Annotated in this window: 17 protein-coding genes; 16 read left to right on the top strand and 1 reads right to left on the bottom strand. The window is 44.8% G+C overall.

From position 1 onward, the window contains the following. The 11 genes from GPK58_RS04085 to GPK58_RS04035 all read left to right on the top strand — a co-directional run. Positions 1–707: SPASM domain-containing protein (locus GPK58_RS04085; protein ID WP_215638250.1), on the top strand; the 707-nt coding region annotated here is incomplete at its 5' end. A 15-nt stretch (positions 708–722) separates the two neighbouring features. After that, positions 723–3,149, top strand: coding sequence for a protein translocase subunit SecD (secD, locus tag GPK58_RS04080; RefSeq protein ID WP_092068849.1), 2,427 nt, complete (start codon positions 723–725; stop codon positions 3,147–3,149). A gap of 166 nt (positions 3,150–3,315) precedes the next feature. After that, complete coding sequence (gene recJ, locus GPK58_RS04075; protein ID WP_215638249.1) at positions 3,316–5,034, top strand: single-stranded-DNA-specific exonuclease RecJ; 1,719 nt, start codon at positions 3,316–3,318, stop codon at positions 5,032–5,034. A gap of 202 nt (positions 5,035–5,236) precedes the next feature. Continuing rightward, on the top strand, positions 5,237–5,761 hold the full coding sequence (locus tag GPK58_RS04070) for an adenine phosphoribosyltransferase (RefSeq protein ID WP_092068853.1): 525 nt from the start codon (positions 5,237–5,239) through the stop codon (positions 5,759–5,761). A 78-nt stretch (positions 5,762–5,839) separates the two neighbouring features. Then, the gene (locus GPK58_RS04065) at positions 5,840–8,164 is read left to right on the top strand and encodes a RelA/SpoT family protein (protein ID WP_015524639.1); all 2,325 of its coding nucleotides are present in this window, start codon (positions 5,840–5,842) and stop codon (positions 8,162–8,164) included. Positions 8,165–8,186: 22 nt separating this feature from the next. Next, on the top strand, positions 8,187–8,816 hold the full coding sequence (locus GPK58_RS04060) for an MBL fold metallo-hydrolase (RefSeq protein WP_021650380.1): 630 nt from the start codon (positions 8,187–8,189) through the stop codon (positions 8,814–8,816). After that, on the top strand, positions 8,788–10,317 hold the full coding sequence (hemZ, locus tag GPK58_RS04055; protein ID WP_215638248.1) for a coproporphyrinogen dehydrogenase HemZ: 1,530 nt from the start codon (positions 8,788–8,790) through the stop codon (positions 10,315–10,317). The genes GPK58_RS04060 and hemZ overlap by 29 nt, the downstream gene beginning before the upstream one ends. A 21-nt stretch (positions 10,318–10,338) precedes the next feature. Then, positions 10,339–10,974, top strand: a complete 636-nt coding sequence (locus tag GPK58_RS04050) for an HD-GYP domain-containing protein (protein ID WP_021650382.1) — start codon at positions 10,339–10,341, stop codon at positions 10,972–10,974. Further along, positions 10,907–12,160: a histidine--tRNA ligase gene (hisS, locus tag GPK58_RS04045; protein ID WP_173775332.1), complete on the top strand. Its 1,254-nt coding sequence runs from the start codon at positions 10,907–10,909 to the stop codon at positions 12,158–12,160. The genes GPK58_RS04050 and hisS overlap by 68 nt, the downstream gene beginning before the upstream one ends. Positions 12,161–12,237: 77 nt before the next feature. Beyond that, positions 12,238–14,037 (top strand): aspartate--tRNA ligase, encoded by a 1,800-nt coding sequence (gene aspS / locus GPK58_RS04040; RefSeq protein ID WP_015524642.1) that lies wholly within the window; start codon positions 12,238–12,240, stop codon positions 14,035–14,037. A 6-nt stretch (positions 14,038–14,043) separates the two neighbouring features. After that, positions 14,044–14,799, top strand: coding sequence for a sulfite exporter TauE/SafE family protein (locus tag GPK58_RS04035; protein WP_021650384.1), 756 nt, complete (start codon positions 14,044–14,046; stop codon positions 14,797–14,799). An 84-nt stretch (positions 14,800–14,883) separates the two neighbouring features. Here the strand turns inward: GPK58_RS04035 and GPK58_RS04030 are convergent, their stop codons facing one another. Next, entirely contained in the window at positions 14,884–16,017 is a 1,134-nt protein-coding gene (locus GPK58_RS04030; RefSeq protein WP_215638247.1) for a hypothetical protein, read from the bottom strand. A gap of 218 nt (positions 16,018–16,235) precedes the next feature. On the opposite strand from GPK58_RS04030, the gene GPK58_RS04025 reads away from it, so the two are divergent. The 5 genes from GPK58_RS04025 (at position 16,236) to ptsP (ending at position 23,602) form a co-directional block, all read left to right on the top strand. Further along, positions 16,236–17,678, top strand: a complete 1,443-nt coding sequence (locus GPK58_RS04025) for an efflux RND transporter periplasmic adaptor subunit (protein WP_215638246.1) — start codon at positions 16,236–16,238, stop codon at positions 17,676–17,678. After that, complete coding sequence (locus tag GPK58_RS04020; RefSeq protein WP_015524653.1) at positions 17,675–18,346, top strand: ABC transporter ATP-binding protein; 672 nt, start codon at positions 17,675–17,677, stop codon at positions 18,344–18,346. Before GPK58_RS04025 ends, GPK58_RS04020 begins: the two co-directional genes overlap by 4 nt. Before the next feature lie 4 nt (positions 18,347–18,350). Next, complete coding sequence (locus GPK58_RS04015; protein ID WP_110102462.1) at positions 18,351–20,432, top strand: hypothetical protein; 2,082 nt, start codon at positions 18,351–18,353, stop codon at positions 20,430–20,432. Positions 20,433–20,453: 21 nt separating this feature from the next. Beyond that, positions 20,454–21,716, top strand: coding sequence for an ABC transporter permease (locus GPK58_RS04010; protein WP_021650388.1), 1,263 nt, complete (start codon positions 20,454–20,456; stop codon positions 21,714–21,716). A 269-nt stretch (positions 21,717–21,985) separates the two neighbouring features. After that, the gene (ptsP, locus tag GPK58_RS04005; protein ID WP_015524657.1) at positions 21,986–23,602 is read left to right on the top strand and encodes a phosphoenolpyruvate--protein phosphotransferase; all 1,617 of its coding nucleotides are present in this window, start codon (positions 21,986–21,988) and stop codon (positions 23,600–23,602) included. The last annotated feature ends 147 nt before the right edge of the window (positions 23,603–23,749 follow it).

Raw genomic sequence — 23,749 nt, 5'->3', positions numbered from 1 at the left:
TTCATGACTACATGCGCCCGTTCCGTAAGGGTGCAGGAAGCTATGATCTGATCATGCCGAAATTTGAGAAATTTACGGAATCCAGAAATCAGGACAAGTATTATGTAAGAGGAACCTTTACTCATCATAATCTTGATTTCTCTCAGGATGTTCTGCATCTGGCAGATCTTGGCTTCAAGCAGATTTCTGTTGAGCCGGTCGTGGCAGCAGATACAGAAGAGTATGCGATCCGTGAGGAGGATATCCCACAGATCCTGGAACAGTATGATATTCTTGCAAAAGAAATGATCAAAAGAGAAAAAGAGGGAAAAGGATTCAACTTCTTCCACTTTATGATAGACCTTACCGGTGGTCCGTGTGTATACAAACGACTTTCCGGATGCGGCTCAGGAACCGAGTACCTGGCTGTTACTCCGTGGGGGGATTTTTATCCATGTCACCAGTTTGTGGGTGAGGAACAGTACCTTATGGGTAATGTAGACGAGGGAATCACAAAGCCTGAAATCGTAAAAGACTTTGGAAGATGTAACGTCTATACGAAACCGGACTGTAAAGACTGTTTTGCCAGATTCTACTGCAGCGGCGGCTGTGCGGCAAATGGTTACCATTTCGGCGGAGATATCCGGGGGAATTATAAGATCGGATGCGAACTCCAGAGGAAGCGTGTGGAGTGCGCTATCATGATAAAAGCCGCTTTGGCGGAATAAGAGAGGAAAAAGAAAATGAAGAAAAGTAGAGGAATTGCAGTGCTGCTTCTGACAGCAATTGTCACAGTATTCTTCTGCTATGTGGCTGCGGTAGGCATTGGTCCTACAGGAACAGGTTCGGCTAAGAATATCAACACCGGACTTGATCTTGCCGGCGGTGTCAGCATCACATACCAGGCTAAGGACAGCAATCCGAGCAAGGAAGACATGTCCGATACTGTTTACAAGATGCAGCAGCGTGTTTCTCAGTACAGTACTGAGGCACAGGCATATCAGGAAGGTTCCAACCGTATCACCATTGAGATTCCAGGAGTATCAGATGCAAATGCGATCCTGGAAGAACTTGGAAAGCCAGGTTCTCTGTATTTTATCGATCAGACAGATGCAGACGGAAACCAGAATTTTACAACAGGAAACAGTGAGAGTGGATATGTTCTTGCAAGAAGTATTGAGGATATCCAGAAAGCCGGATCTGTTGTACTGGAAGGTACAGACGTTGCAGACGCTGAGGGAGGTGCTTATCAGGATTCATCCACAAGCTCCCAGAAATATGCAGTCAGTCTGACTCTTACAAAGAATGGAAAAACCAAATTTGCGGAAGCTACCAAGGCAAATGTTGGAAAGCAGATCGCAATCGTATATGACGATCAGGTTTTAAGCGCTCCGAATGTAAATGAGGAGATTTCCGGCGGAAAAGCTCAGATCACCGGAATGGCAAGTACAGAAGAGGCACAGAATCTTGCTTCTTACATAAGAATCGGTTCCTTAAGTCTTGAGCTTACCGAGCTTCGTTCCAGCGTAGTTGCTGCACAGCTTGGTGAAGAAGCCATCGCAACAAGTGTAAAAGCCGGAGCGATCGGTCTTGTGATCGTTATGCTGATCATGATCATTGCATACCGTATCCCAGGTCTGGTTGCATCTGTTGCACTGGTTCTTTATACAACCTTAATGCTGATCACGCTGAATGCTTTTGATATCACCCTTACGCTTCCGGGTATTGCAGGTATCATCCTGGGCATTGGTATGGCAGTGGATGCCAATGTTATTATCTACGCCAGAATCCGTGAGGAGATCGCGGCAGGCCTTTCTGTCCATGCAGCGATCAAAAGTGGATTCGGCAAAGCGTTTTCCGCTATTTTTGATGGAAACATCACAACACTGATCGCGGCTTGTGTGCTGATGTGGCTTGGCTCCGGTTCTGTTAAGGGGTTTGCCTACACGCTGGCAATGGGTATCGTGATCTCCATGTTTACAGCACTGGTTATATCCAGGCTTGTTATTAATGCGGTATACGCAATTGGTGTTCGTGACCCGAAATTCTATGGTATTGCCAAGGAACGTAAGGTTGTGGATTTCGTTGGAAAGAGAAAAATCTTCTTTGCTGTTTCCATTATCCTGATCCTTTGCGGACCTGTAGGAATGCTGGTCCACAGTAATGTGATCGGTGACAAAGCCATGAATTACAGCCTGGAGTTTTCCGGCGGTACTTCTACCAATGTAACCTTCAATAAAGAGATGGATATCAAGGAGATTGATTCCGAGGTAACACCGGTTGTTGAGGCAGTGACAGGTGATAAGAATGTACAGCCGACCAAGGTGCAGGGAACTAATCAGGTAGTGATCAAAACACGTTCTCTGGATCTTAAGGAACGAGAAGCACTGAATAAGGCATTGGAGGAAAATTTTGATGTAGATACAAGTCTGATCACATCGGAGAATATTTCCGCTACTGTCAGCAATGAGATGAGAAGAGACGCTATCGTAGCGGTTATCGTAGCTGCGATCTTCATGCTTCTTTACATCTGGTTCCGTTTCAAGGATATCCGCTTTGCAAGCAGTGCAGTACTTGCACTTCTTCATGATGTCCTGGTCGTACTTGCGTTTTATGTTATTTCCAGAACATCTGTGGGAAACACATTTATTGCGTGTATGCTGACGATCGTAGGTTATTCTATCAATGCTACTATTGTCATCTTCGACCGTATCCGTGAGAATATGAGAGGCAGAAAGAAAGTTGAGGATGAGAAACTAAAAGAGATCGTAAATACCAGTGTTACAGAAACTCTGACACGAAGCATTTACACATCCCTGACAACATTTGTAATGGTTGCAATTCTTTATGTAATGGGTGTTTCCTCAATTAAAGAATTTGCAGCACCGCTGATGGTAGGTATCGTCGGTGGAGCATATTCTTCTGTATGCATCACTGGTGCTCTGTGGTACACCATGAAAACATTCAGAAAAAATCGTGTTGCAGCACCGGCAGCTGTAGCAGCTTCCGCAAAGATTTCTTCCGAGAAATCTGAGAAAAAGGTAAAACAGCCATCCGGACAGCAGACAGCTCAGCAGCAGCCGAAGAAGAAAAACCGTAAAAGAGTTGCCGAGCGCCTTGCAGCGCAGGAGGCAGCAAAGCAGCAGAATGATGAGGAGAAATCTGAATAAAATTGCTGAATAACAGAAACGTTCCGTACCGGGAAAGAATATTTCCTGGCGGAACGTTTTTTTGTGTGGCATAAAAAACTTGCAGCTATGCAGGAGTATGAGTTACAATACGGTTATTGTGTTGCTTTGAAGAAAGAAAGCGGCAAAGCATCAAGGAGGAAACAACATGGAACGATGGGTTGTTGCTGCAAAACGGGCGGATTTTGCGGCAATTGGAAAAGAGTTCGGAATTGATCCGGTGATCGCCAGACTGATCCGAAACAGGGATGTACAGGACAGGGATGAAATTCGCAGATATCTTTATGGAAAGGTGGACGAACTGGCTTCTCCGCATTTGATGAAGGATGTGGATAAGGCAGTGGAGATCCTGCGGAATAAAATAAAGGAAAAAAAACGCATCCGTATTATAGGCGATTATGACATTGATGGGGTAGTATCGACCTTCATTCTGATCAAAGGACTGAAGCGTGCAGGAGCTCTGGCAGATACATATATTCCGGACCGTGTGGCAGATGGATATGGAATCCATGAGCACCTGATCGAAAGAGCAGTGAATGATGGGATTGACGTAATTGTTACCTGTGATAATGGAATTGCGGCGTACAATGAAATCACTATGGCTAAAGAGAATGGAATGACGGTGATAATAACCGATCATCATGAAATTCCCTATAAAGAAACGGAAGATGGAAGAGAACTGATCCTTCCGCCGGCTGATGCCATTGTAAATCCAAAACAGCCGGACTGTAATTATCCGGAGAAAAGATTGTGCGGAGCAGTTGTTGCGTTGAAGCTGGTGACAGCTCTCTATGAGGCATGCGGGATTCCGGAAAAAGAGCTGGAAGATTTTCTGGAATTAGGAGCCATTGCCACGGTGGGAGACGTGATGGATCTTCAGGGTGAAAACCGCATCCTTGTAAAGGAAGGCTTGAAACGACTTTCCCACACTTCTAACAAAGGTCTCCGTGAACTGATCCGTGCCAATGGCCTGGAGGATGGGCCGATCACTGCCTATCATGTAGGGTTTGTGCTGGGACCATGTATCAATGCCAGTGGAAGACTGGATACCGCTGCACGTTCCCTGAAACTGCTCTGTGCGGAGACGGAAGATGAAGCAGCAAAACTTGCCGGTGATCTGACTGCGTTGAATCAAAGCAGAAAAGCTCTCACAGAAGAGGGAAAGGAAGCAGCGATCCGTATTGTGGAAGAGACAGAAATCGGACAGGACAGGGTTCTTGTGATCTATTTACCGGACTGTCACGAAAGTCTGGCCGGAATTATTGCGGGACGCATCCGGGAAAAGTACAATAAACCGGTCTTTGTCCTGACAAAAGGTGAAACAATGGTGAAAGGCAGCGGACGTTCCATAGAAAGCTATTCCATGTTTGAGGAACTGGTAAAATGCGGAGATCTGATGGAACAGTATGGCGGTCATCCTATGGCGGCAGGATTATCCATTAAAGAAGAAAATGTGGAAGAGTTCCGCAGACGGTTAAACGAAAACTGTACTCTGACAGAAAAGGATCTGGCTCCAAAGATCCTGATCGATGTGCCAATGCCGGTTTCCTATATAAATAAGGAACTTGTGGAAGAGATATCCCTGCTGGAGCCTTTTGGAAAGGGAAATACCAAACCGATTTTTGCACAGAAGGGACTTCGGGTTTTAAGCAGTCGTATTCTTGGCAAAAATAGGAATGTGGCAAAGCTTCAGCTATCAGACAGTACCGGCTGTGTAGTGGAAGCAGTATATTTTGGAGAAGCAGATGAATTTGTTGATAGAATAAAAAACTGTGGAAGTATTGCGGTCACATATTATCCTGAGATCAACCGTTATCAGGGAAGAGAGACCTTACAGATCGTAATCCGAAATTATATTACAGAATAACAGGAGAAGGTATCACTAAAATGCAGATCCTGACAGCGAGTAATTGACTGTAAAACAGGAAAGAAGGCTCTATACTGGGCAATATGCAGTCCAGGGCCTGTCGTAATTCCGCGAGTTCTGTCGGGTTGCACATTGATTCCCTACAGAAAAAGTGCTATACTATCTAACATCTGATTGACAAATTAAACCATTGGAGGTTATTATGAAAAAAATAGAAGAATATGTAAGAAGTATCCCGGACTTTCCAGAGCCAGGGATTATTTTCCGTGACGTTACCAGCGTCCTTCAGGATGCGGATGGATTACAGCTTGCCATTGATTCTATGCAGGATTGTCTGGAGGGTGAGGAGTTCGATGTGATCACAGGTCTTGAATCCAGAGGCTTTATCTTTGGTATGCCGATCGCATATAATCTTCACAAACCCTTTGTTCTGGTCCGCAAAGCAGGAAAACTTCCATGTGAGACCGTTTCCAGAACCTATGATCTGGAGTATGGAAGTGCAACTATCGAGATGCATAAGGATTCCATCAAGCCGGGACAGAAGGTTGTTATTGTGGATGACCTGATCGCTACGGGCGGAAGTGTGGAAGCAGCCATCAAGCTTGTGGAGGAGCTTGGCGGCGAGGTTGTCAAGGTGGTTTTCCTTATGGAGCTTGCAGGTCTGAAGGGACGTGAGCGTCTCAAAGGTTATAATGTGGCATCTGTGATCTGTTACGACGGAAAATAATTTTTTGTCGGTGGAAGGGGATGTGAACTGTTGTAGTCATACGGCAGTATGAAATTGTGCACAGGCAGGTGGGATTTAATGGCAGAGACAAAAAATACGGAAAAACAAAACATTGAGATACAGAAGGAAGAAGAAAAAAGAGAGTCTGTCCGGAAGGCAGATGCGGCGGTGAAATCCATGCATGATTTTACAAGCCCTGAGGTTCTTTATCAGGAGCTGATAAAAAGTGTGAAGAAATATCATCCGTCTACGGATATTTCCATGATCGAAAAGGCCTATAAAGTGGCCAGTGAGGCACATAAGGATCAGAAACGTAAATCCGGTGAACCTTATATCATTCATCCTCTCTGTGTTGCGATCATCCTTGCGGATCTTGAGCTGGATAAGGAAACCATAGTGGCAGGCCTTCTTCATGATGCGGTAGAGGATACCTGGATGACGTATGAAGAGGTGGAAAAGGAATTTGGTTCTGAGGTAGCACTTCTGGTAGATGGTGTTACCAAGCTGGGACAGCTGTCCTATTCCAAGGACAAGGTAGAGGTTCAGGCTGAGAATTTAAGAAAGATGTTCCTTGCAATGGCTAAGGATATCCGCGTTATCCTGATCAAGCTTGCGGACCGTCTTCATAATATGCGTACCCTGCAGTATATGAGACCAGAGAAACAGCAGGAGAAAGCAAGAGAAACCATGGATATCTATGCTCCCATCGCGATGCGGCTTGGTATTTCCAAGATCAAGGTGGAACTGGATGATCTTTCTCTTAAGTATCTGAAGCCGGATGTTTACTATGATCTGGTAGAAAAGGTTGCTCTTCGCAAAAGTGCCCGTGAGGAATTTGTTAATTCTATCGTGAAACAGGTAAAGCAGCATATGGAGGATGCCAATATCAGGGCACAGGTGGATGGCCGCGTGAAGCATTTCTTCAGCATCTATAAGAAGATGGTCAATCAGGATAAAACCATTGATCAGATTTATGACCTGTTTGCTGTACGCATCATTGTAGATACTGTGAAGGACTGTTATGCAGCTCTTGGTGTTATCCATGAGATGTACAAGCCGATCCCCGGCAGATTTAAAGATTATATCGCAATGCCGAAGGCCAATATGTATCAGTCTCTGCATACAACGCTTATTGGTCCTAACGGACAGCCTTTCGAAATCCAGATCCGTACATTTGAAATGCATAAAACCGCAGAATACGGTATTGCAGCTCATTGGAAATATAAGGAAACTTCCGATGGTAAGAAACCTGGAAAGAGTGAGGAAGAGAAGCTGAACTGGTTGCGCCAGATCCTGGAGTGGCAGCGCGATATGTCCGATAACCGGGAGTTCATGAGTCTTCTGAAAAATGATCTGGATCTTTTTGCGGACAGTGTTTACTGTTTCACTCCCCAGGGAGATGTAAAAACACTCCCAAACGGTTCTACACCTATTGATTTTGCATACAGCGTGCACAGTGCAGTAGGAAACAAGATGGTAGGTGCCAGGGTCAATGGCAAACTTGTTCCTATTGAATATAAGATCAAAAACGGTGATCGTATTGAGATCATAACATCCCAGAATTCTCAGGGTCCCAGCCGTGACTGGCTGAAGATCGTAAAGAGCACACAGGCTAAGAATAAGATCAACCAGTGGTTTAAGAAAGAACTGAAGGAAGATAATATCCTGAAGGGTAAGGACATGCTGAATCAGTATGCCAAGACCAAGGGCTTTAAACCAGGCATATATACCAAGCCACAGTATATGGAATCGGTAATGCATAAATATGGTTTCCGAGACTGGGATTCTGTATTGGCAGCGATCGGACATGGCGGCCTGAAAGAAGGTCAGGTGTTTAACAAGCTGGTAGAAGCCTATGAGAGGGAGCATAAGAAGAATCTTACAGATGAACAGGTCCTGGAGGCAGCTTCCGAATCACAGGAGAAGCTTCACATTGCCAAGAGTAAGAGTGGCATTGTAGTAAAAGGCATTCATGATGTGGCAGTTCGTTTTTCCAAATGCTGTAGTCCGATCCCGGGAGATGAGATCGTAGGCTTTGTAACAAGAGGAAGAGGGATCACCATTCATCGTACAGACTGTGTGAATGTGCTCAACATGCCTGAGATTGACCGGAAACGTCTCATTGAAGCAGAGTGGCAGATGCCAGACAGAGCGGATTCCGAGAAATACGAAGCGGAGATCCAGGTTTATGCAAATAACCGTACCGGACTTCTGGTGGATATTTCCAAGATCTTTACAGAGAGGAAGATCGATCTTCGTTCTATTAACAGCCGTACCAACAAGCAGGAACGCGCCACGATTTCCATGTCCTTTAATGTATGCAGCAAACAGGAACTGAATTCTCTGATCGAAAAGATCCGTCAGGTTGAAAGTGTTCTTGATGTAGAGCGAACAACGGGCTGACCCGATAAACGGAGGAATTTTTATGAGTAAACTTGAAATGCAGCAGTGTGTGCTGGGCCAGGTGTTTACCAACTGCTATTTTCTGAAAAATAAAGAGACCGGAGAACTGCTGATCGTAGACCCGGGAGACTATGCAGAAAAAGTTTTTCAGAAAGTATCTCTTATGCAGGGAAAACCGGTGGGGATCCTTCTGACACATGGTCATTTTGATCACATCATGGCTGTAAAGGAAGTGAAGGAAAAATATCAGATCCCGGTTTATGCATGCATGCAGGAAGAAGTGATGCTGGCAGAGCCCACGATAAATATGACTGCTGTTTATGGAAGTGCCTGTTCAATTAAGCCGGATGTTCTTCTGGATGACGGGCAGATTTTCGAAGCGGCCGGATTTTCCATCCAGATGTTCCACACACCGGGACATACCAAAGGAAGCTGCTGCTATTATATCAAAGACGAAGGTGTGCTTTTCAGCGGAGATACATTGTTTTGCGGCTCTGTGGGAAGAACCGATTTTCCTGGCGGAAGTTCTGCTGAGATCGTAAGAAGCCTTCACAAGCTTGTGGATACTTTGCCGGAGGATACAGAAGTATTTCCGGGGCATGACGCATCCACAACCATTGGTTATGAAAAGAGGTATAATCCATTTGTATAAGATTGGCATTTTGTTTCAGAACAGAGATTTTGAGCATGATGTGTATGAACTGATCAAAGCGTTTTATCCCGGAAATGAGATCGTTTCTCTTTATGAAGAGGATGATGCGGATTATGATATCCGCTTCCGGGTCTCACGTGATGAAGAAGGTTATACCATCAGTTACAACAACGGAATAGAGAAAAAAACAGCTCATGGGGCTGTGATAGAAGGGCAATCCAGTGGAGAAGCTTCGGATGCCCTTATTTCTTGCAATGATGCCCATGATATCCGCAGAAAAAATAAAGACGCGATCAAATACGCCCTGTATCAGATGCTTTCCAAAGCTACAGGAAAGACACTTCCCTGGGGAAATCTTACAGGCATCCGTCCTGTGAAAATGGCTATGGGAATGCTGGAGTCCGGAATGAAAAATACGGAGATCGCCAGATATATGAGAGATCAGTATCTGGTAAGTCCGGAGAAAACAGCTCTTGCAGTTACCATCGCAAATCGTGAGCGGGATATCCTGAAAAACATTGATTATGAAAACGGTTACAGCCTTTATGTTGGCATTCCTTTCTGTCCGAGTATCTGTCTGTACTGTTCATTCAGTTCCTATCCGCTGGAGAGATGGCGTAAATATGTGGAGGCGTATCTGGATGCGCTGGTAAAGGAAATCCGGGCTGTTTCCGGGATGATGAAAAACCGGAAGCTGGATACGGTCTATATCGGTGGGGGAACACCTACCACACTGGAGCCGGATCAGCTTCGGAGACTTCTTGGCGTGATCACGGAATATTTTCCCTGTGAGGAGCTGGAAGAATTTACGGTTGAGGCAGGAAGACCGGACAGTATAACCTTGGAAAAGCTTCAGGCGATCCGGGAGTTTCCGGTTACCAGGATTTCTGTAAATCCACAGACCATGAATCAGGAAACCCTGGATATCATTGGCAGACGTCATACAGTAGAACAGACAAAGAATGCGTTTCATCTGGCAAGAAAAGCCGGATTCGACAATATCAATATGGATCTGATCGTGGGTCTTCCCGGCGAAGATATCACAAAAGTGCAGCATACACTGGACGAGGTAAAAGCTCTCGGGCCGGACAGCCTGACCGTACATTCTCTTGCTGTGAAGCGTGCGGCAAGACTGAATATTTTCCGTGATAAATACCAGGAGATGACCTTTGAAAACAATCAGGAGATCATGGATCTGACTATGAAAACGGCCTACGAGATGGGAATGGGTCCTTATTATCTGTACAGACAGAAGAATATGAAGGGGAATTTTGAGAACGTCGGGTATTCTGAGGTTGACAAAGCAGGGATTTACAATATACTGATTATGGAGGAAAAGCAGCCGATCATCGCACTGGGTGCAGGTGGTTCCTCCAAGCTTGTGTTTGAACACGGACAGCGCATTGAGCGTGTGGAGAATGTGAAGGATGTTGTCAATTATATCACACGTATCGATGAAATGATCGAGAGAAAACGCGAGGGCATTGCAAAATGGCTGTAGACGGAAAGGAGAGACGGATCCTTGAAAAGCGTACAGAAGATAAGTGAAACTACGCAGGACCGGATCCTGGAAATGGATCTTTCCGCAGAGCTGAAGCATGGGGTTGTTGTCAGTAACCTTGCCTATGATGTGGCAAAGGAGCTTGGTCTTGGTGAGAAAGAATGTTATCAGCTGGCTATTGCCGGAATGCTCCATGATATAGGCAAGCTGAAACTGGAAGGATACATTAATGGCCAAGAGCAGAATCCGATGGTCATTGAAGAATTGAAGTATGTCCGCATGCACTCCACATTAGGTTATGAGATTCTGAAAGACCAGGGATATTCCGATTATGTTCTGGAAAGTATTCTTTATCATCATGAGAATTTTGACGGCAGCGGTTATCCCAGCAACAGAAGCGGAAAGGATATCCCTATGGGTGCAAGGATCCTGAGAGTATGTGATGTATATGCGGCTTTGAGTATGGACAGACCATATCGGAAAGCTCTGGAAAATGATGAAGTTTTAAGACTGATGATCGATGAGATTAAAAACTTTGACATGCAGGTGTTTCTTGCATTTCAGAGGGTGATTCATAAAGGAGGAAACTATGGCATTAAAAAAGAAACCGGTTACAGGAATGAAGGACATTTTACCGAAGGAAATGGCAATCCGTAACTATGTGATGAATATGATCAGAGAGACGTACGGAACCTTTGGTTTTTCCGCGATCGAGACTCCCTGTGTAGAACATATTGAGAATCTCTGCAGCAAGCAGGGCGGTGAAAATGAAAAACTGATCTTCAAGATCATGAAGAGAGGCGAGAAACTGAAACTGGATACTGCAAAAACAGAGAATGATCTGACAGATTCCGGACTTCGCTATGACCTGACCGTACCGCTTTCCAGATATTATTCCAATAATGCAAACGAGCTTCCGGCTCCGTTTAAGGCACTTCAGATGGGAAATGTATGGAGAGCTGACCGTCCGCAGAGAGGTCGTTTCCGTCAGTTTATGCAGTGTGATATCGATATCCTGGGTGAGCCGACCTATCTTGCTGAGATCGAGCTTGTACTTGCAACTACAACACTTCTTGGAAAACTGGATTTCCAGAACTTTACGATCCGTATCAATGACAGAAGGATCCTGAAGGCAATGGCTCAGTACAGCGGTTTCCCGGCAGAGAGCTTTGATACTGTCTTTATTATTCTTGACAAGATGGATAAGATCGGCATCGAGGGAGTTGCAGAGGAGCTTGAGAAAGAGGGCTTTGCGAAAGAGAGCATTGACACTTATCTTGGACTTTTCCGTGAGATCACCAACGATGTTGAGGGTGTCCGTTATATTAAAGAAAAACTTTCTGATGTTCTGGAAGCAGGTATTGCAGAGGATCTTGAAACGATCATCAATACTGTAGAATCTGTAAAAACAGCAGACTTCAAAATGTCCTTTGACCCTACACTGGTACGTGGAATGTCCTATTACACAGGTCCGATCTTTGAGATTTCCATGGATGAGTTCGGCGGAAGCGTCGGTGGAGGCGGACGTTACGATGAGATGATCGGTAAATTTACAGGAAATAATACCTGTGCTTGTGGTTTCTCCATTGGATTTGAGAGAATCGTTATGCTGCTTCTTGAGAGAGGCTATGAGATTCCAACCAAGAATGGCAAGAAAGCATATCTGATCGAGAAGAACATGCCGGCAGACAAGCTTCTGAACATCCTGAAACAGGCAACTGAGGAAAGAAGTGCAGGTACACAGATCAATATCTCTATCATGAAAAAGAACAAAAAATTCCAGAAAGACCAGCTGGCAGCAGATGGTTATACAGAGTATGTAGAATTTTTCAACAGAGACTGAAACTGCCCGTCTGAAAACGGAGATAGCAGAGTAAATTAAAATGACTATGAAAAAAATAGTCAGAGGAGGATAAAGAGATGGCTGAAAGCATGCAGGGACTGCACAGAACTTGCCGATGTGCAGAAGTGACCACAGAGATGGTCGGAAAAGAAGTAACATTAATGGGATGGGTGGCAAAAGCCAGAAATAAAGGAGGTCTTGTATTTGTGGATCTTCGTGACCGTTCCGGGATCATGCAGCTGATTTTTGAGAATGGCAGCATTGACGAGGAAGGCTTTACAAAAGCAGGTAAACTGCGTAGTGAGTTTGTTATTGCTGTAACCGGTACCGTAGAGAAACGTGGAGGAGCAGTAAACGAGAATCTTGCAACCGGCGAGATCGAGCTTCGTGTAAAATCCCTCCGTGTTCTTGCTGAGGCAGATGTTCCTCCATTCCCGATCGAGGAGAATAGCAAGACAAAAGATGAGATCCGACTTAAATATCGTTATCTTGATTTAAGAAGACCGGATCTTCAGAGAAATATCATGATGAAGAGCAAGGTTGCCCAGCTTACAAGACAGTTCTTTACAGAAGAGGGATTTCTTGAGATTGAGACACCGATGCTTGGAAAGAGTACTCCTGAGGGAGCCAGAGACTATCTGGTACCATCACGTGTTCATCCGGGAAGCTTCTATGGCCTTCCACAGTCTCCGCAGCTGTACAAGCAGCTTCTGATGTGCTCCGGATTTGATCGTTATATCCAGATCGCAAGATGCTTCCGTGATGAGGATCTTCGTGCTGACCGTCAGCCGGAGTTCACGCAGATCGATATGGAGCTTTCCTTTGTTGATGTAGACGATGTTATCGATGTTAACGAGAGATATCTTGCATTCCTGTTCAAAGAAGTTCTGGATATCGATGTAAAACTCCCGATCCAGAGAATTACCTGGCAGGAAGCTATGGATCGTTTTGGTTCCGACAAGCCGGATATGCGTTTCGGTATGGAACTTCATGATGTCAGTGATATCGTAAAAGACTGCGGATTTGGTGTGTTCACAGGTGCGCTTGAGAACGGCGGAAGTGTTCGTGGTATCAATGCAGAAGGTCAGGGCGCAATGCCGAGAAAGAAGATCGATAAGCTTGTTGAGTTCGTAAAAGGTTATGGTGCAAAAGGTCTTGCATACATTGCCATTGCAGAGGACGGAACCAGAAAGTCTTCTTTCGCCAAGTTTATGACAGATGAAGAGATGGATGCTCTTGTAAAAGCTATGGACGGCAAGCCAGGAGATCTTCTTCTTTTTGCAGCAGATAAGACAAAATTGGTATACGATGTACTGGGAGCACTCCGTCTTGAGCTTGCAAAACAGATGGATCTTTTAGATAAAAATGAGTATCGTTTCGTATGGGTAACAGAGTTCCCGCTTCTTGAGTGGAGCGAGGAGGAGAACCGTTTTACAGCAATGCACCATCCGTTCACCATGCTTATGGAGGAGGATCTTCCGCTTCTTGACACAGATCCGGGAAAGGTTCGTGCAAAAGCATACGACATCGTTCTTAACGGAAATGAGATCGGCGGCGGCAGCGTGCGTATCCATCAGGATGATATTCAGGAAAGAATGTTTGAGGCACTTGGCTTCACAAAAGAAGCTGCACATGAGCAGTTCGGATTCCTTCTGGATGCCTTCAAATATGGAGTTCCGCCACACGCAGGACTTGCATATGGTCTTGACAGACTTGTCATGCTTATGGCAAAGGCAGATACGATCCGTGATGTTATTGCATTCCCGAAGGTTAAGGATGCCTCCTGTCTGATGACTCAGTCTCCTAGCCAGGTAAGTGAGGCACAGCTTCATGAGCTGGGACTTGACCTTGAGCCGCAGAAAGAAGAGGAAGAATAAAAGATCATGCAGCCGACAATCTATACATTTCTGATCGTTTGTCCACTTGTATTTCTTGCCGGATTTGTAGATGCTGTAGCAGGCGGGGGAGGACTGATCTCCCTGCCTGCTTATCTTTTGGCCGGAGTTCCTGTACATAATGCTGTTGCCACCAACAAGCTGTCATCAGCAACAGGAACATTGATCTCAACTGTCCGTCTGTGCAAAAATAAATTTGTGGACTGGATCTTGGTGCTTCCATGTATTCCAATGGCGCTTCTGGGATCTTCCATAGGAGCTCACCTTGCTCTTATAGCCAGTGATAAGCTCCTGCGTTATATGCTGATCCCGGTTCTTCCGGTGGTTGCTTTTTATGTGCTGCGCAAGAAAAATATGGATGAGAAGGGTGGCGAGATCGCCAGAAAAAAACAGATCCTGCTCTGTGCCGTATGCTCTCTTGCTGTAGGATGCTATGATGGCTTTTATGGACCAGGAACAGGAACTTTTCTCTTGCTTTTGTTTACAGGATTGGGAAAAATGAGTGTGGCAAAAGCTTCCGGTACCATGAAGGTTACCAACCTCTCTTCTAATGTAGCGGCTCTTGTTGTATTTCTGCTCAGCGGAAAGATTGTGATCATGCTTGGAATTGCAGCGTCAGTGTTCTCAATCGCAGGACATTATACCGGTGCAGGTATGGTTATGAAAAACGGAAGCCGGATCATACGGCCTATTATTCTTATAGTCCTTGCATTGCTTTTTATAAAGATCATATCCGGAATATAAAAAAGAAGAATATAAAAAACCCGTGAAGATCACGCTTTCCTGTCAGAGAAAGCAGATATTCACGGGTTTTCTAGCTGTTATTCTTTATTCGTTATCTTCGGTAGAATCTTCAGGAACCGGTGAAGCGGTAAGAGTTCCGAAGATGGCATTGCCCAGTTCGGTACCTGCATTCTCAAGCTTCCAGGATGCACCATCGTTTGTGAGATGGAAGGTAGCAGTGGCAGTTATGGTTGCCTGATTATTCTTGATACTGTCCAGAAGCAGTTCATGTGATTTGTTGTAACGCTTCTGGGAACCGTCGATCACTGCATCAGCAGAAGCCAGATAAGTATTCAATTCTTTTTCGTACTGTGTAAGAATGGAATTACTGTCAAATGTGGTAAGCTCTGCGTCCACTTCAGCAAGATATCCGGAAACAGAGGTGCTTGATATTTTGTAGTTAAAACAGGAGTGAAACTGTTCCATAAGGGCAGAGGCAATGGCGTTTTTTGCCGAATCTGAAGTGTTCAGAATGGAATCCAGCCCCAAATAATTAGCCATCTGCTTTACATCCATTTCTTGAAGCGTTTTCAGATAGACGGTAAGCGTTTCGGCAGGCGGCACAAGATCAGGATCGGACAGATAGGTGATAAGGCCACCGACCAGATCATTTTCGAGAGAGGAACTGTGCGTAATCTCCCAGTCAGGTTCTGAAGAAGATCCAAGATTGTTTAGTTGGATGGAAGTAGTGCGTTCTGCAGAACTGTACGTGTTATTCTTGAGGAGCTTGTACAGGAGCAGATAACGCTGCTCCAGGGAATTTCCGTTATCATTTTCTTTACCGGAGGCGGTTTCTAGTATTTCTTCCTGAAGGCTTGCAGAAACAAAATCACTGGCAAGAGCCTCAGCATCCAGAGTAGTAAGCTTAAGCTGCGCAGAAGCATTTTTTTCGTCGCTATCAACGGATATACCCAGGATTTTGTAATCGAAATTCTGAAAGAAGAGAGAAAATACTTCTTTTATGTCAGCAGAAAGCTTTGTGCTGTCATCAGAATCCGGAAACAGTTCCTGATAGGATATGTACTGCATGGTTGTTTCAGAGTCCAGATTTTTAAGAAGATCCAGATCTTTTTTGATCGCCTTCTCCGCATGAGCTTTGGCCGACTGTGAGCAGCTACATAAAAAAACTGAGAGAAGAATGATCATCAAGAAAGCCAGCAGATGTTTCACTGTCTTCATATTGTTCTTTCCTTTCAAAAAAGTTATATTACAACATTTTAGCAGATAAAGTACCGAAAGTCAAAATATCGCAAAAATGGAGAAAAAGGAGACTTTTTTATGAAAAATCTGTGAAATCTGCATCGTTTTCTTCAGGGACTTTTCTTTTTAGAGTGAATCTGCTATGATGTTTGAAGCAACAGATAGTTTCAGTACGATGCTGAGAAAAGGGGACAGATATGAAAAAACGTATTTTGATCGCACTTGGAATCCTTGTACTTGCAGCCGGTATCGGAGCCGGTGGATGGTATTATTATACACATCATGCAGGGTCCGCAGGAGGCAGCGATATTGTATATGTAACAAAGATAAGCAAGCTTTCGGAAATGGATTCCGGAGTGGAAAACCGATATGCAGGTGTTGTGGAACCGCAGGAAACGGTTCAGGTAAAGATTGAAAGCGGCCGAAAGGTAAAAGAAGTTCAGGTAAAGACCGGTCAGGAAGTCAAGAAAGGGCAACTTCTTTTTCAGTATGATCTTGGAAGTATCCAGCAAAGTCTTCAGGAAGCACAGCTGGCTTTGGACCGCCTGAAAAACGAACAGTTAAGTATATCTGATCAGATCACCACACTGGAAGCTGAGAAAAAGAAAGCTACAGCGGATAATCAGCTTTCCTATACAATAGAGATCGAAACACAGAAAATGAATCTCAAGAAGAATGAATATGATCAGAAAAGCAAACAGGCAGAAATCGATAAGCTTTCCCAGGCAACGCAGAATACCGAGGTGCGCAGTGAGATCGATGGAGTGATCCAGAAGATCGATACCTCCAAGATGGGCGGTGATGATTCTGAGGGCGTGGAGGATACGCTGACAGAAGGCACGACGGATTCCACAGATTCCAGTTCCGGAGACAGTTCCGGCAATGCATTTATCACGATCCTGAGCACAGGCGCTTATCGTGTAAAGGGAACGGTAAATGAAATAAACCGTGATTCGATCATAGAGGGGACACCTGTGATCATCCGTTCCAGAGTGGATTCTTCAAAAACCTGGAAGGGCACCATGGGCTCTGTTGACATGGATAATTCTACCAGCAACAGCAGTTCGGATATGGCAATGTTCGGAATGTCCAGTGCCAGTGATGATCAGACATCATCCAGTACCTATCCGTTTTATGTGAATCTGGATTCATCTGAGGGTCTGATGCTGGGGCAGCATGTGTATATTGAACCGGACGAAGGACAGGATGAGAAGAAGTCCGGTATCTGGCTGAACGATTATTTTATCGTGGATGCGGATACAGACAGCCCATATGTCTGGATCGCAAACGGTCAGAACAAGCTGGAGAAGAGAGATGTCATATTAGGACAGTATGATGAAGATCTTGGGGAATATGAGATCGCAGACGGACTTTCTGAAAAAGATAAGATCACATTTCCGACAGATGAGCTGAAAGAAGGTATGTCTGTCACAGAAGGTACTGCAGATCAGACTACAGCGGCGATGTGGGATGATTCCGAGGATGATGAAAGTATTGATGATTCTGCGTACACGGAAAGTGATGGCTCAGAGCCTGAAATGATCGAAGATGGAGCGATCGACAGTGACATGATGGATGCGACAGACGATATTTCTTCGGGAGATGACCTTGTTCCGATGGAAGGAGCGCCGACAGAATGATTTTGGATTTAAAAGGAATATATAAGGATTATCAACAGGGGAAAATGACGGTACCTGTATTGAAAGATGTAGATTTTTCCATGGAGGAGGGAGAATATGTGGCGATCATGGGACCTTCCGGTTCCGGAAAGACTACACTGATGAATATTATCGGATGCCTGGACAAACCTACCAAGGGAACTTTTCTCCTGAATGGAGAAGATATTGCCAAATGTACAGAGAATGAGATGTCAGATATCCGTCTGAAAACGATCGGATTTGTATTTCAGAGCTTTCATCTCCTTCCAAGGCAGAGTGCGCTGACAAATGTGGAACTGCCGCTGAATTATGCAAGGGTTCCCAAAAAGGAGCGCCGGGAACGTGCACGAAAAGCTCTGGAGCGTGTAGGCCTTGCCGACAGGGTGGATTTTAAGCCCAACCAGCTTTCCGGAGGACAGATGCAGAGAGTGGCTATTGCAAGAGCGATCGTAAACAATCCCAAGCTTTTGCTGGCAGATGAGCCTACCGGGGCACTGGATACGAAATCGGGAGCACAGGTTATGGAACTGTTTCAGAAGCTGAACGATGAGGGAGTTTCTGTGCTGATGATCACACATGACCCGGAAATCGCGGCACATGCCAAACGGGTTGTTATGATCCGTGACGGTGAGCTGCAGGAAAAGAGGTGATAGAATGAAAGTGGTGAAGAGAGTGATCGTTGGTGTACTGGTTGCGGCATTGGCAGCCGGAGGAATCTACACAGGGCTTATGCATGTGAAAGAATCCAAGGTAACAGAGGTGCCGGTAACCAGCGTCAGCAATCTTCAGACGGACTGGTATTCGGAGACAACACTGGATGGAACCATCACCACGAATGTTTCTCAGAATGTAAATATGGATAAAGATATGATCATCGAGAAAATATATGTATCCCAGGGTGATGATGTAAAAAAAGGCGATAATCTGATCTCCTTTGATATGACACTTGTAGAGATGGAGCTGAATATTGCAAAGCTGAAACAGCAGAAGCAGGAGCAGGATCTGACCAAAGCACAGAACCGTCTGACAAGTCTTCAGAATGGAGGTCCCATCGAAGACAGTACAGACAGTACTGATGATACGGACCTGAATCTTACAGGTGGTGATACAGGAGGTGACGGAGAAATGACAAATACCGATACACCTTCCGGAAGTGACGGAGACGAGGATATGCAGTCAACTACCGGTTCCGCGGCTACTACAGATGGTAGCTATCTTGCAGCGGCTTCCTCCAGGCCATTACTTCTCAGTGCCTTTACAGATACAGAAGGAGATCTTGAAGATTCTGCAGAGGAAGTTACCGAAGAAATGCCGTCCGGAGAAACGACGGACAGTGAAACAGAGCAGATGACCGGAGATGACACAGCGGATATGGAAGAGGATACAACTGCATCCGATGAGGATCTGATCATGGATCCGACCTACCAGGATCCTACTGCCAATGATATTACAGACGGAGAGACTACGGACTGGGGTTCCGGAGAAGATGACACCCCAACGGTATCTCCGACACCGACTCCCACACTGGGACCCAATGAGCTTCCTGATCCCAATATAACAGAACCGGAAATTCCGGGGATCACAGATGGTGAACCGGAATTTTATCAGAAGCTGGATTATACTTCTCAGCCGTTTACAGGAACCGGTACGGAAGAAGATCCCTATGTTTTTCTTGTAAGCAGTGCCAAAGGCAAAGTTACGGTGATGGGATCCTTCTTTAACAGAATGGCGGGATACAGTGAGGATGGAACCAAAGTGGTCCAGAAAGGCGGCAGCTGGTTCCAGCTGGAGTTTCATGAGAATGATACCATTGCTGATTTTCAGGACAGAACACTTTCCTGTACAGGATATTATCTGATCGATGGAAGTCTTCTTGAAAATCCGGTATATATGTATGCGGAAACAGAATTTACACTGGACGAGGCTTCCAAATATGACAAAAATGATGATGAGATACCGGATGACAGCGGTGATGGAGATGACGGTACTGATGGCACAACCATGTCAAGAGAGGATGCGATCAAGATCCAGAAAAACAAGATCGCAAGTTTGAAACTGGATATTGAGGAAAATAATCTGAAAATCACTAAGCTGGAGAACAAAATAAAAAACAAGCTGATAACAAGCAAACTGGATGGAACGGTTGCTTACATCGGAGATGAAGTCACAGGTTCTTATAATGGAGATGCTTTTCTGAAAGTAAAAAGTAAGGATGGTTTTTATGTTACCGGAACGGTCAGCGAACTGATGCTGGATCAGATGAAGGAGGGAACACTTCTTCAGTGTACCAGTTATAATTCCGGCAGCTTTGAGGCGAAGGTACTGAATGTATCCGATTACCCGGTGGATTCTTCAAATGCTTATTATGGTGGAGATTCTAATCCCAATGTATCGTATTACACCTTTAATGCAGAGATCACAGATCGTTCATTGCAGTTTACCGACCAGGATTATGTGACGGTATCTCTGAAGTCAAATAAACTTGCCGAAGGCAGTATGGTTGTGATGAAGGCATTTATCCGTACGGAAAATGGAACCAGCTATGTATACAAAGACGTGAAGGGAACACTGAAAAAGCAGCAGATCACAGTGGGAAGCATTGTGAACAGCGGATATTATGCAGTTGTAACTTCAGGTCTGAAATCCGATGATCTTCTTGCTTTCCCATATGGTGATGCCGTGAAGGAGGGAGCCAAGACAAAAGAAGTGACTTTGGATGATATGTACAATGAATAAATAACAGGAAGGAGAAATTTCATGTTTGAAAATATACGCCTGGCTTTTCAGGGAATATGGTCACATAAGATGAGATCCTTTCTGACCATGCTGGGTATTATTATTGGTATTGCATCTATTATTGCAATTGTATCTACGATCAAAGGTACCAGTGAGCAGATCAAGGAAGATCTGATCGGGTCCGGAAACAATACCGTACAGGTTATGCTCTATGACGGAGACAGTACATACGATATGGATTATGGTTCTTACGGAAGCTCGGCCACACCGCCGGTTATTTCTGATTCCCAGAAAACGGCGATCGGAGACTTGGATCATGTGATCAGTTCTACATTTTATTACAGCAGCCAGTCTGCCAGTGTTTATTATAAAAACACAAGCTTTCAGGGCGGAACCGTGTACGGGATCGACAGCAATTATCTGAAAACGATGGGATACCTGGTCCAGTCCGGGCGGGGATTTGTACAAAAAGATTATGACAGCTACCGAAAGGTTGCTCTTGTGGATTCCAATGCTGCACAGAATATTTTCGGAAGTGAGAGCCCGGTAGGGAAAACCATTGAGGTGGGATCAGAACCGTATATCATTGTAGGTGTGATCACTCAGAGTGAGGACAGCATGCCGAAGATCAATACGATTTCTGAGTACGAGGAATATTCGCAGACGATCATGGGAAGCGTGATGATCCCAGATACTACCTGGCCTGTTGCATTTAAATTTGATCAGCCGCAAAATGTGACAGTCCGTGCAGACAGCACAGATAATATGAGTTCTGTAGGAAAAGCAGCAGAGGATATTCTGAATACAGGGATCCAGAATGAAAAAAATAAATCGAACTTTAAATATAAAGCGGAAGACATTATGGAGAAGGTCAAGAATCTCCAGAAGCTCAGCGAAAGTACCAATCAGCAGCTGATCTGGATCGCAAGTATCTCCCTGCTTGTTGGTGGTATCGGTGTTATGAATATCATGCTTGTATCTGTCACAGAACGTACCAGCGAGATCGGACTGAAAAAAGCTATCGGAGCAAGAAAAAAAGTGATCCTGGGACAGTTTCTGACGGAAGCTTCGGTGCTGACCAGTATCGGAGGAATCATTGGTGTGGTCCTTGGGATCATCCTGTCAAAAATGGTGTCTCAGGTGTCAGGAGCACCAACAGCCATCAGCGTTCCGGCAATTATCGGTTCTGTGGTATTTTCCATGCTGATCGGTCTGATCTTCGGACTTCTCCCATCTGTAAAGGCAGCTAATCTTAATCCGATCGATGCCCTTCGCAGTGAATAAAAAGATATACATACATATAGCATCTGCAATTGCCGGAAGGATTCCGGCGGCAGATGCTTATTTTTATATCTGAAAGTATTGTTCAGGTTTTATGAAGCTCTGCGGTCTTTATTTTGTCACTTTTGCTGTATATATGACAAAAAAAGAAAGTATAAATAGAGTTTTTACAGGTTTTTTAGAGATCATAAAAAAATCGTGGCAGAATCTTTGGATAGTGTGATATAATACATCATAAGTGGGCAAATATAAAAACAGAAGGAGATAATTTCATGAAGGTTTTGGAAGGTAAATCTGTATTTTCCGGTATTGCGATCGGTAAGATCTCAATCCTCCAGAAAGTTGACGCCAGTGTTAAACGTGTTCACGTGGAGGATCCGGAAGAAGAGGTAAAGCGTGTGGAGGCAGCCAGAGAGCAGGCTGTGGCACAGCTTCAGAAGCTTTATGACAAGGCTCTTCAGGAAGTTGGAGAGTCCGGAGCGGCAATCTTTGAGGTTCATCAGATGATGCTGGATGATGATGACTATCTGGATTCCATCCACAACATTATCCGTACAGAGTCTGTAAATGCAGAATATGCGGTTGCAACAACTGGTGATAACTTCTCATCAATGTTTGCACAGATGGACGACGATTATATGAAAGCAAGAGCAGCTGATGTAAAGGATATCTCAGACCGTCTGGTACGTGTGCTTTCCGGCCATGGAGATGGAGAGCTTGAAGCATCCGAGCCGGTGATCGTAGTTGCAGAGGATCTTGCACCAAGTGAGACTGTACAGATGGATAAGAGCAAGGTTCTTGCTTTTGTCACAAGAAAAGGGTCTTCTAACTCACATACTGCGATTCTTGCGAGAACCATGAATATTCCGGCGCTGATCAATATTGAATACGATGAGTCCATGGACGGTAAGATGGCAGTCGTAGACGGAAAGAGCGGAAATCTGATCGTTGAGCCGGATGCAGAGACCCTTAAAAAATATGAGGATATGCGTGCCGATGAACTTGCACAGCGTGCAATGCTCAAAGAACTGAAAGGTAAAGAAACTGTTACCAAGAGCGGTCGTAAGCTCCACCTTTATGCCAACATCGGAAGTACAGGTGATGTTGCGAATGTACTTGCCAATGATGCGGAAGGCATCGGACTTTTCCGAAGTGAGTTCGTATACCTGGAAAAAGAAGACTATCCTACAGAGGAAGAGCAGTTCCAGGTTTACAAGACCGTAGCTCAGAATATGGCCGGCAAAAAAGTTATCATTCGTACTCTGGATATCGGAGCGGACAAGCAGATCGATTATTTCAATATGGCGCATGAGGAGAACCCTGCAATGGGATATCGTGCGATCCGTATCTGTCTGGACCGTCCGGAAGTATTTAAGACACAGCTGAGAGCACTTTTCCGCGCAAGCATGTTCGGAAATATTTCCATCATGTATCCGATGATCATCTCTGTAACAGAGGTGAAGCAGATCAAGGCCATTGTAGCAGAAGTAAAAGCAGAGCTTAAGGAACAGGGGATCCCGTTCCGTGATGACGTGGAGCAGGGTATCATGATCGAGACTCCGGCAGCTGTTATGATCAGTGATCTTCTTGCAAAAGAGGTTGATTTCTTCAGTATCGGAACCAATGATCTGACCCAGTATACACTGGCTATTGACCGTCAGAATGCAAAGCTTGACAACATTTATGATTCCCATCATGAGGCAGTTCTCCGTATGATCCAGATGGTTGTGGATAATGCACACAAAGAAGGTATCTGGGCCGGAATCTGTGGTGAGCTTGGTGCGGACACTACACTTACTGAGAGATTTGTAGAGATGGGACTGGATGAGTTGTCCGTATCTCCGACATTTGTTCTTCCGGTTCGAAAGATCGTAAGAGAAATGAAATAAAACACAGATCATAAATAGATAAGGATATTTTTGATAAATAGTGTGACAGCTGCTGTGCATAAATATTTGTATGGCAGCTGTTTTTTTAGTTACTGTTCACTGGTAATATTCCGCGAGGTGTTTTTTGTGAGCGAAGGTCACAGAAAA

Origin of the sequence: Blautia sp. MCC270, from assembly GCF_018785605.1 — a bacterium.
Classification (GTDB): domain Bacteria; phylum Bacillota; class Clostridia; order Lachnospirales; family Lachnospiraceae; genus Blautia_A; species Blautia_A fusiformis.
The sequence above is the reverse complement of the archived record's forward strand: the minus strand, read 5'-3'. Positions and strand labels throughout refer to the sequence as shown.

Bases quoted from the DNA above. Each gene is read 5' to 3' on its own strand.
- GPK58_RS04035 (WP_021650384.1), top strand. From the start codon at position 14,044: ATGCAGCCGACAATCTATACATTTCTGATCGTTTGTCCACTTGTATTT.
- GPK58_RS04030 (WP_215638247.1), bottom strand. From the start codon at position 16,017: ATGAAGACAGTGAAACATCTGCTGGCTTTCTTGATGATCATTCTTCTC.
- aspS (WP_015524642.1), top strand. From the start codon at position 12,238: ATGGCTGAAAGCATGCAGGGACTGCACAGAACTTGCCGATGTGCAGAA.
- GPK58_RS04015 (WP_110102462.1), top strand. From the start codon at position 18,351: ATGAAAGTGGTGAAGAGAGTGATCGTTGGTGTACTGGTTGCGGCATTG.
- ptsP (WP_015524657.1), top strand. From the start codon at position 21,986: ATGAAGGTTTTGGAAGGTAAATCTGTATTTTCCGGTATTGCGATCGGT.
- GPK58_RS04070 (WP_092068853.1), top strand. From the start codon at position 5,237: ATGAAAAAAATAGAAGAATATGTAAGAAGTATCCCGGACTTTCCAGAG.
- GPK58_RS04020 (WP_015524653.1), top strand. From the start codon at position 17,675: ATGATTTTGGATTTAAAAGGAATATATAAGGATTATCAACAGGGGAAA.
- GPK58_RS04065 (WP_015524639.1), top strand. From the start codon at position 5,840: ATGGCAGAGACAAAAAATACGGAAAAACAAAACATTGAGATACAGAAG.
- GPK58_RS04060 (WP_021650380.1), top strand. From the start codon at position 8,187: ATGAGTAAACTTGAAATGCAGCAGTGTGTGCTGGGCCAGGTGTTTACC.
- hemZ (WP_215638248.1), top strand. From the start codon at position 8,788: ATGAAAAGAGGTATAATCCATTTGTATAAGATTGGCATTTTGTTTCAG.
- GPK58_RS04025 (WP_215638246.1), top strand. From the start codon at position 16,236: ATGAAAAAACGTATTTTGATCGCACTTGGAATCCTTGTACTTGCAGCC.
- recJ (WP_215638249.1), top strand. From the start codon at position 3,316: ATGGAACGATGGGTTGTTGCTGCAAAACGGGCGGATTTTGCGGCAATT.
- hisS (WP_173775332.1), top strand. From the start codon at position 10,907: ATGGCATTAAAAAAGAAACCGGTTACAGGAATGAAGGACATTTTACCG.
- GPK58_RS04010 (WP_021650388.1), top strand. From the start codon at position 20,454: ATGTTTGAAAATATACGCCTGGCTTTTCAGGGAATATGGTCACATAAG.
- secD (WP_092068849.1), top strand. From the start codon at position 723: ATGAAGAAAAGTAGAGGAATTGCAGTGCTGCTTCTGACAGCAATTGTC.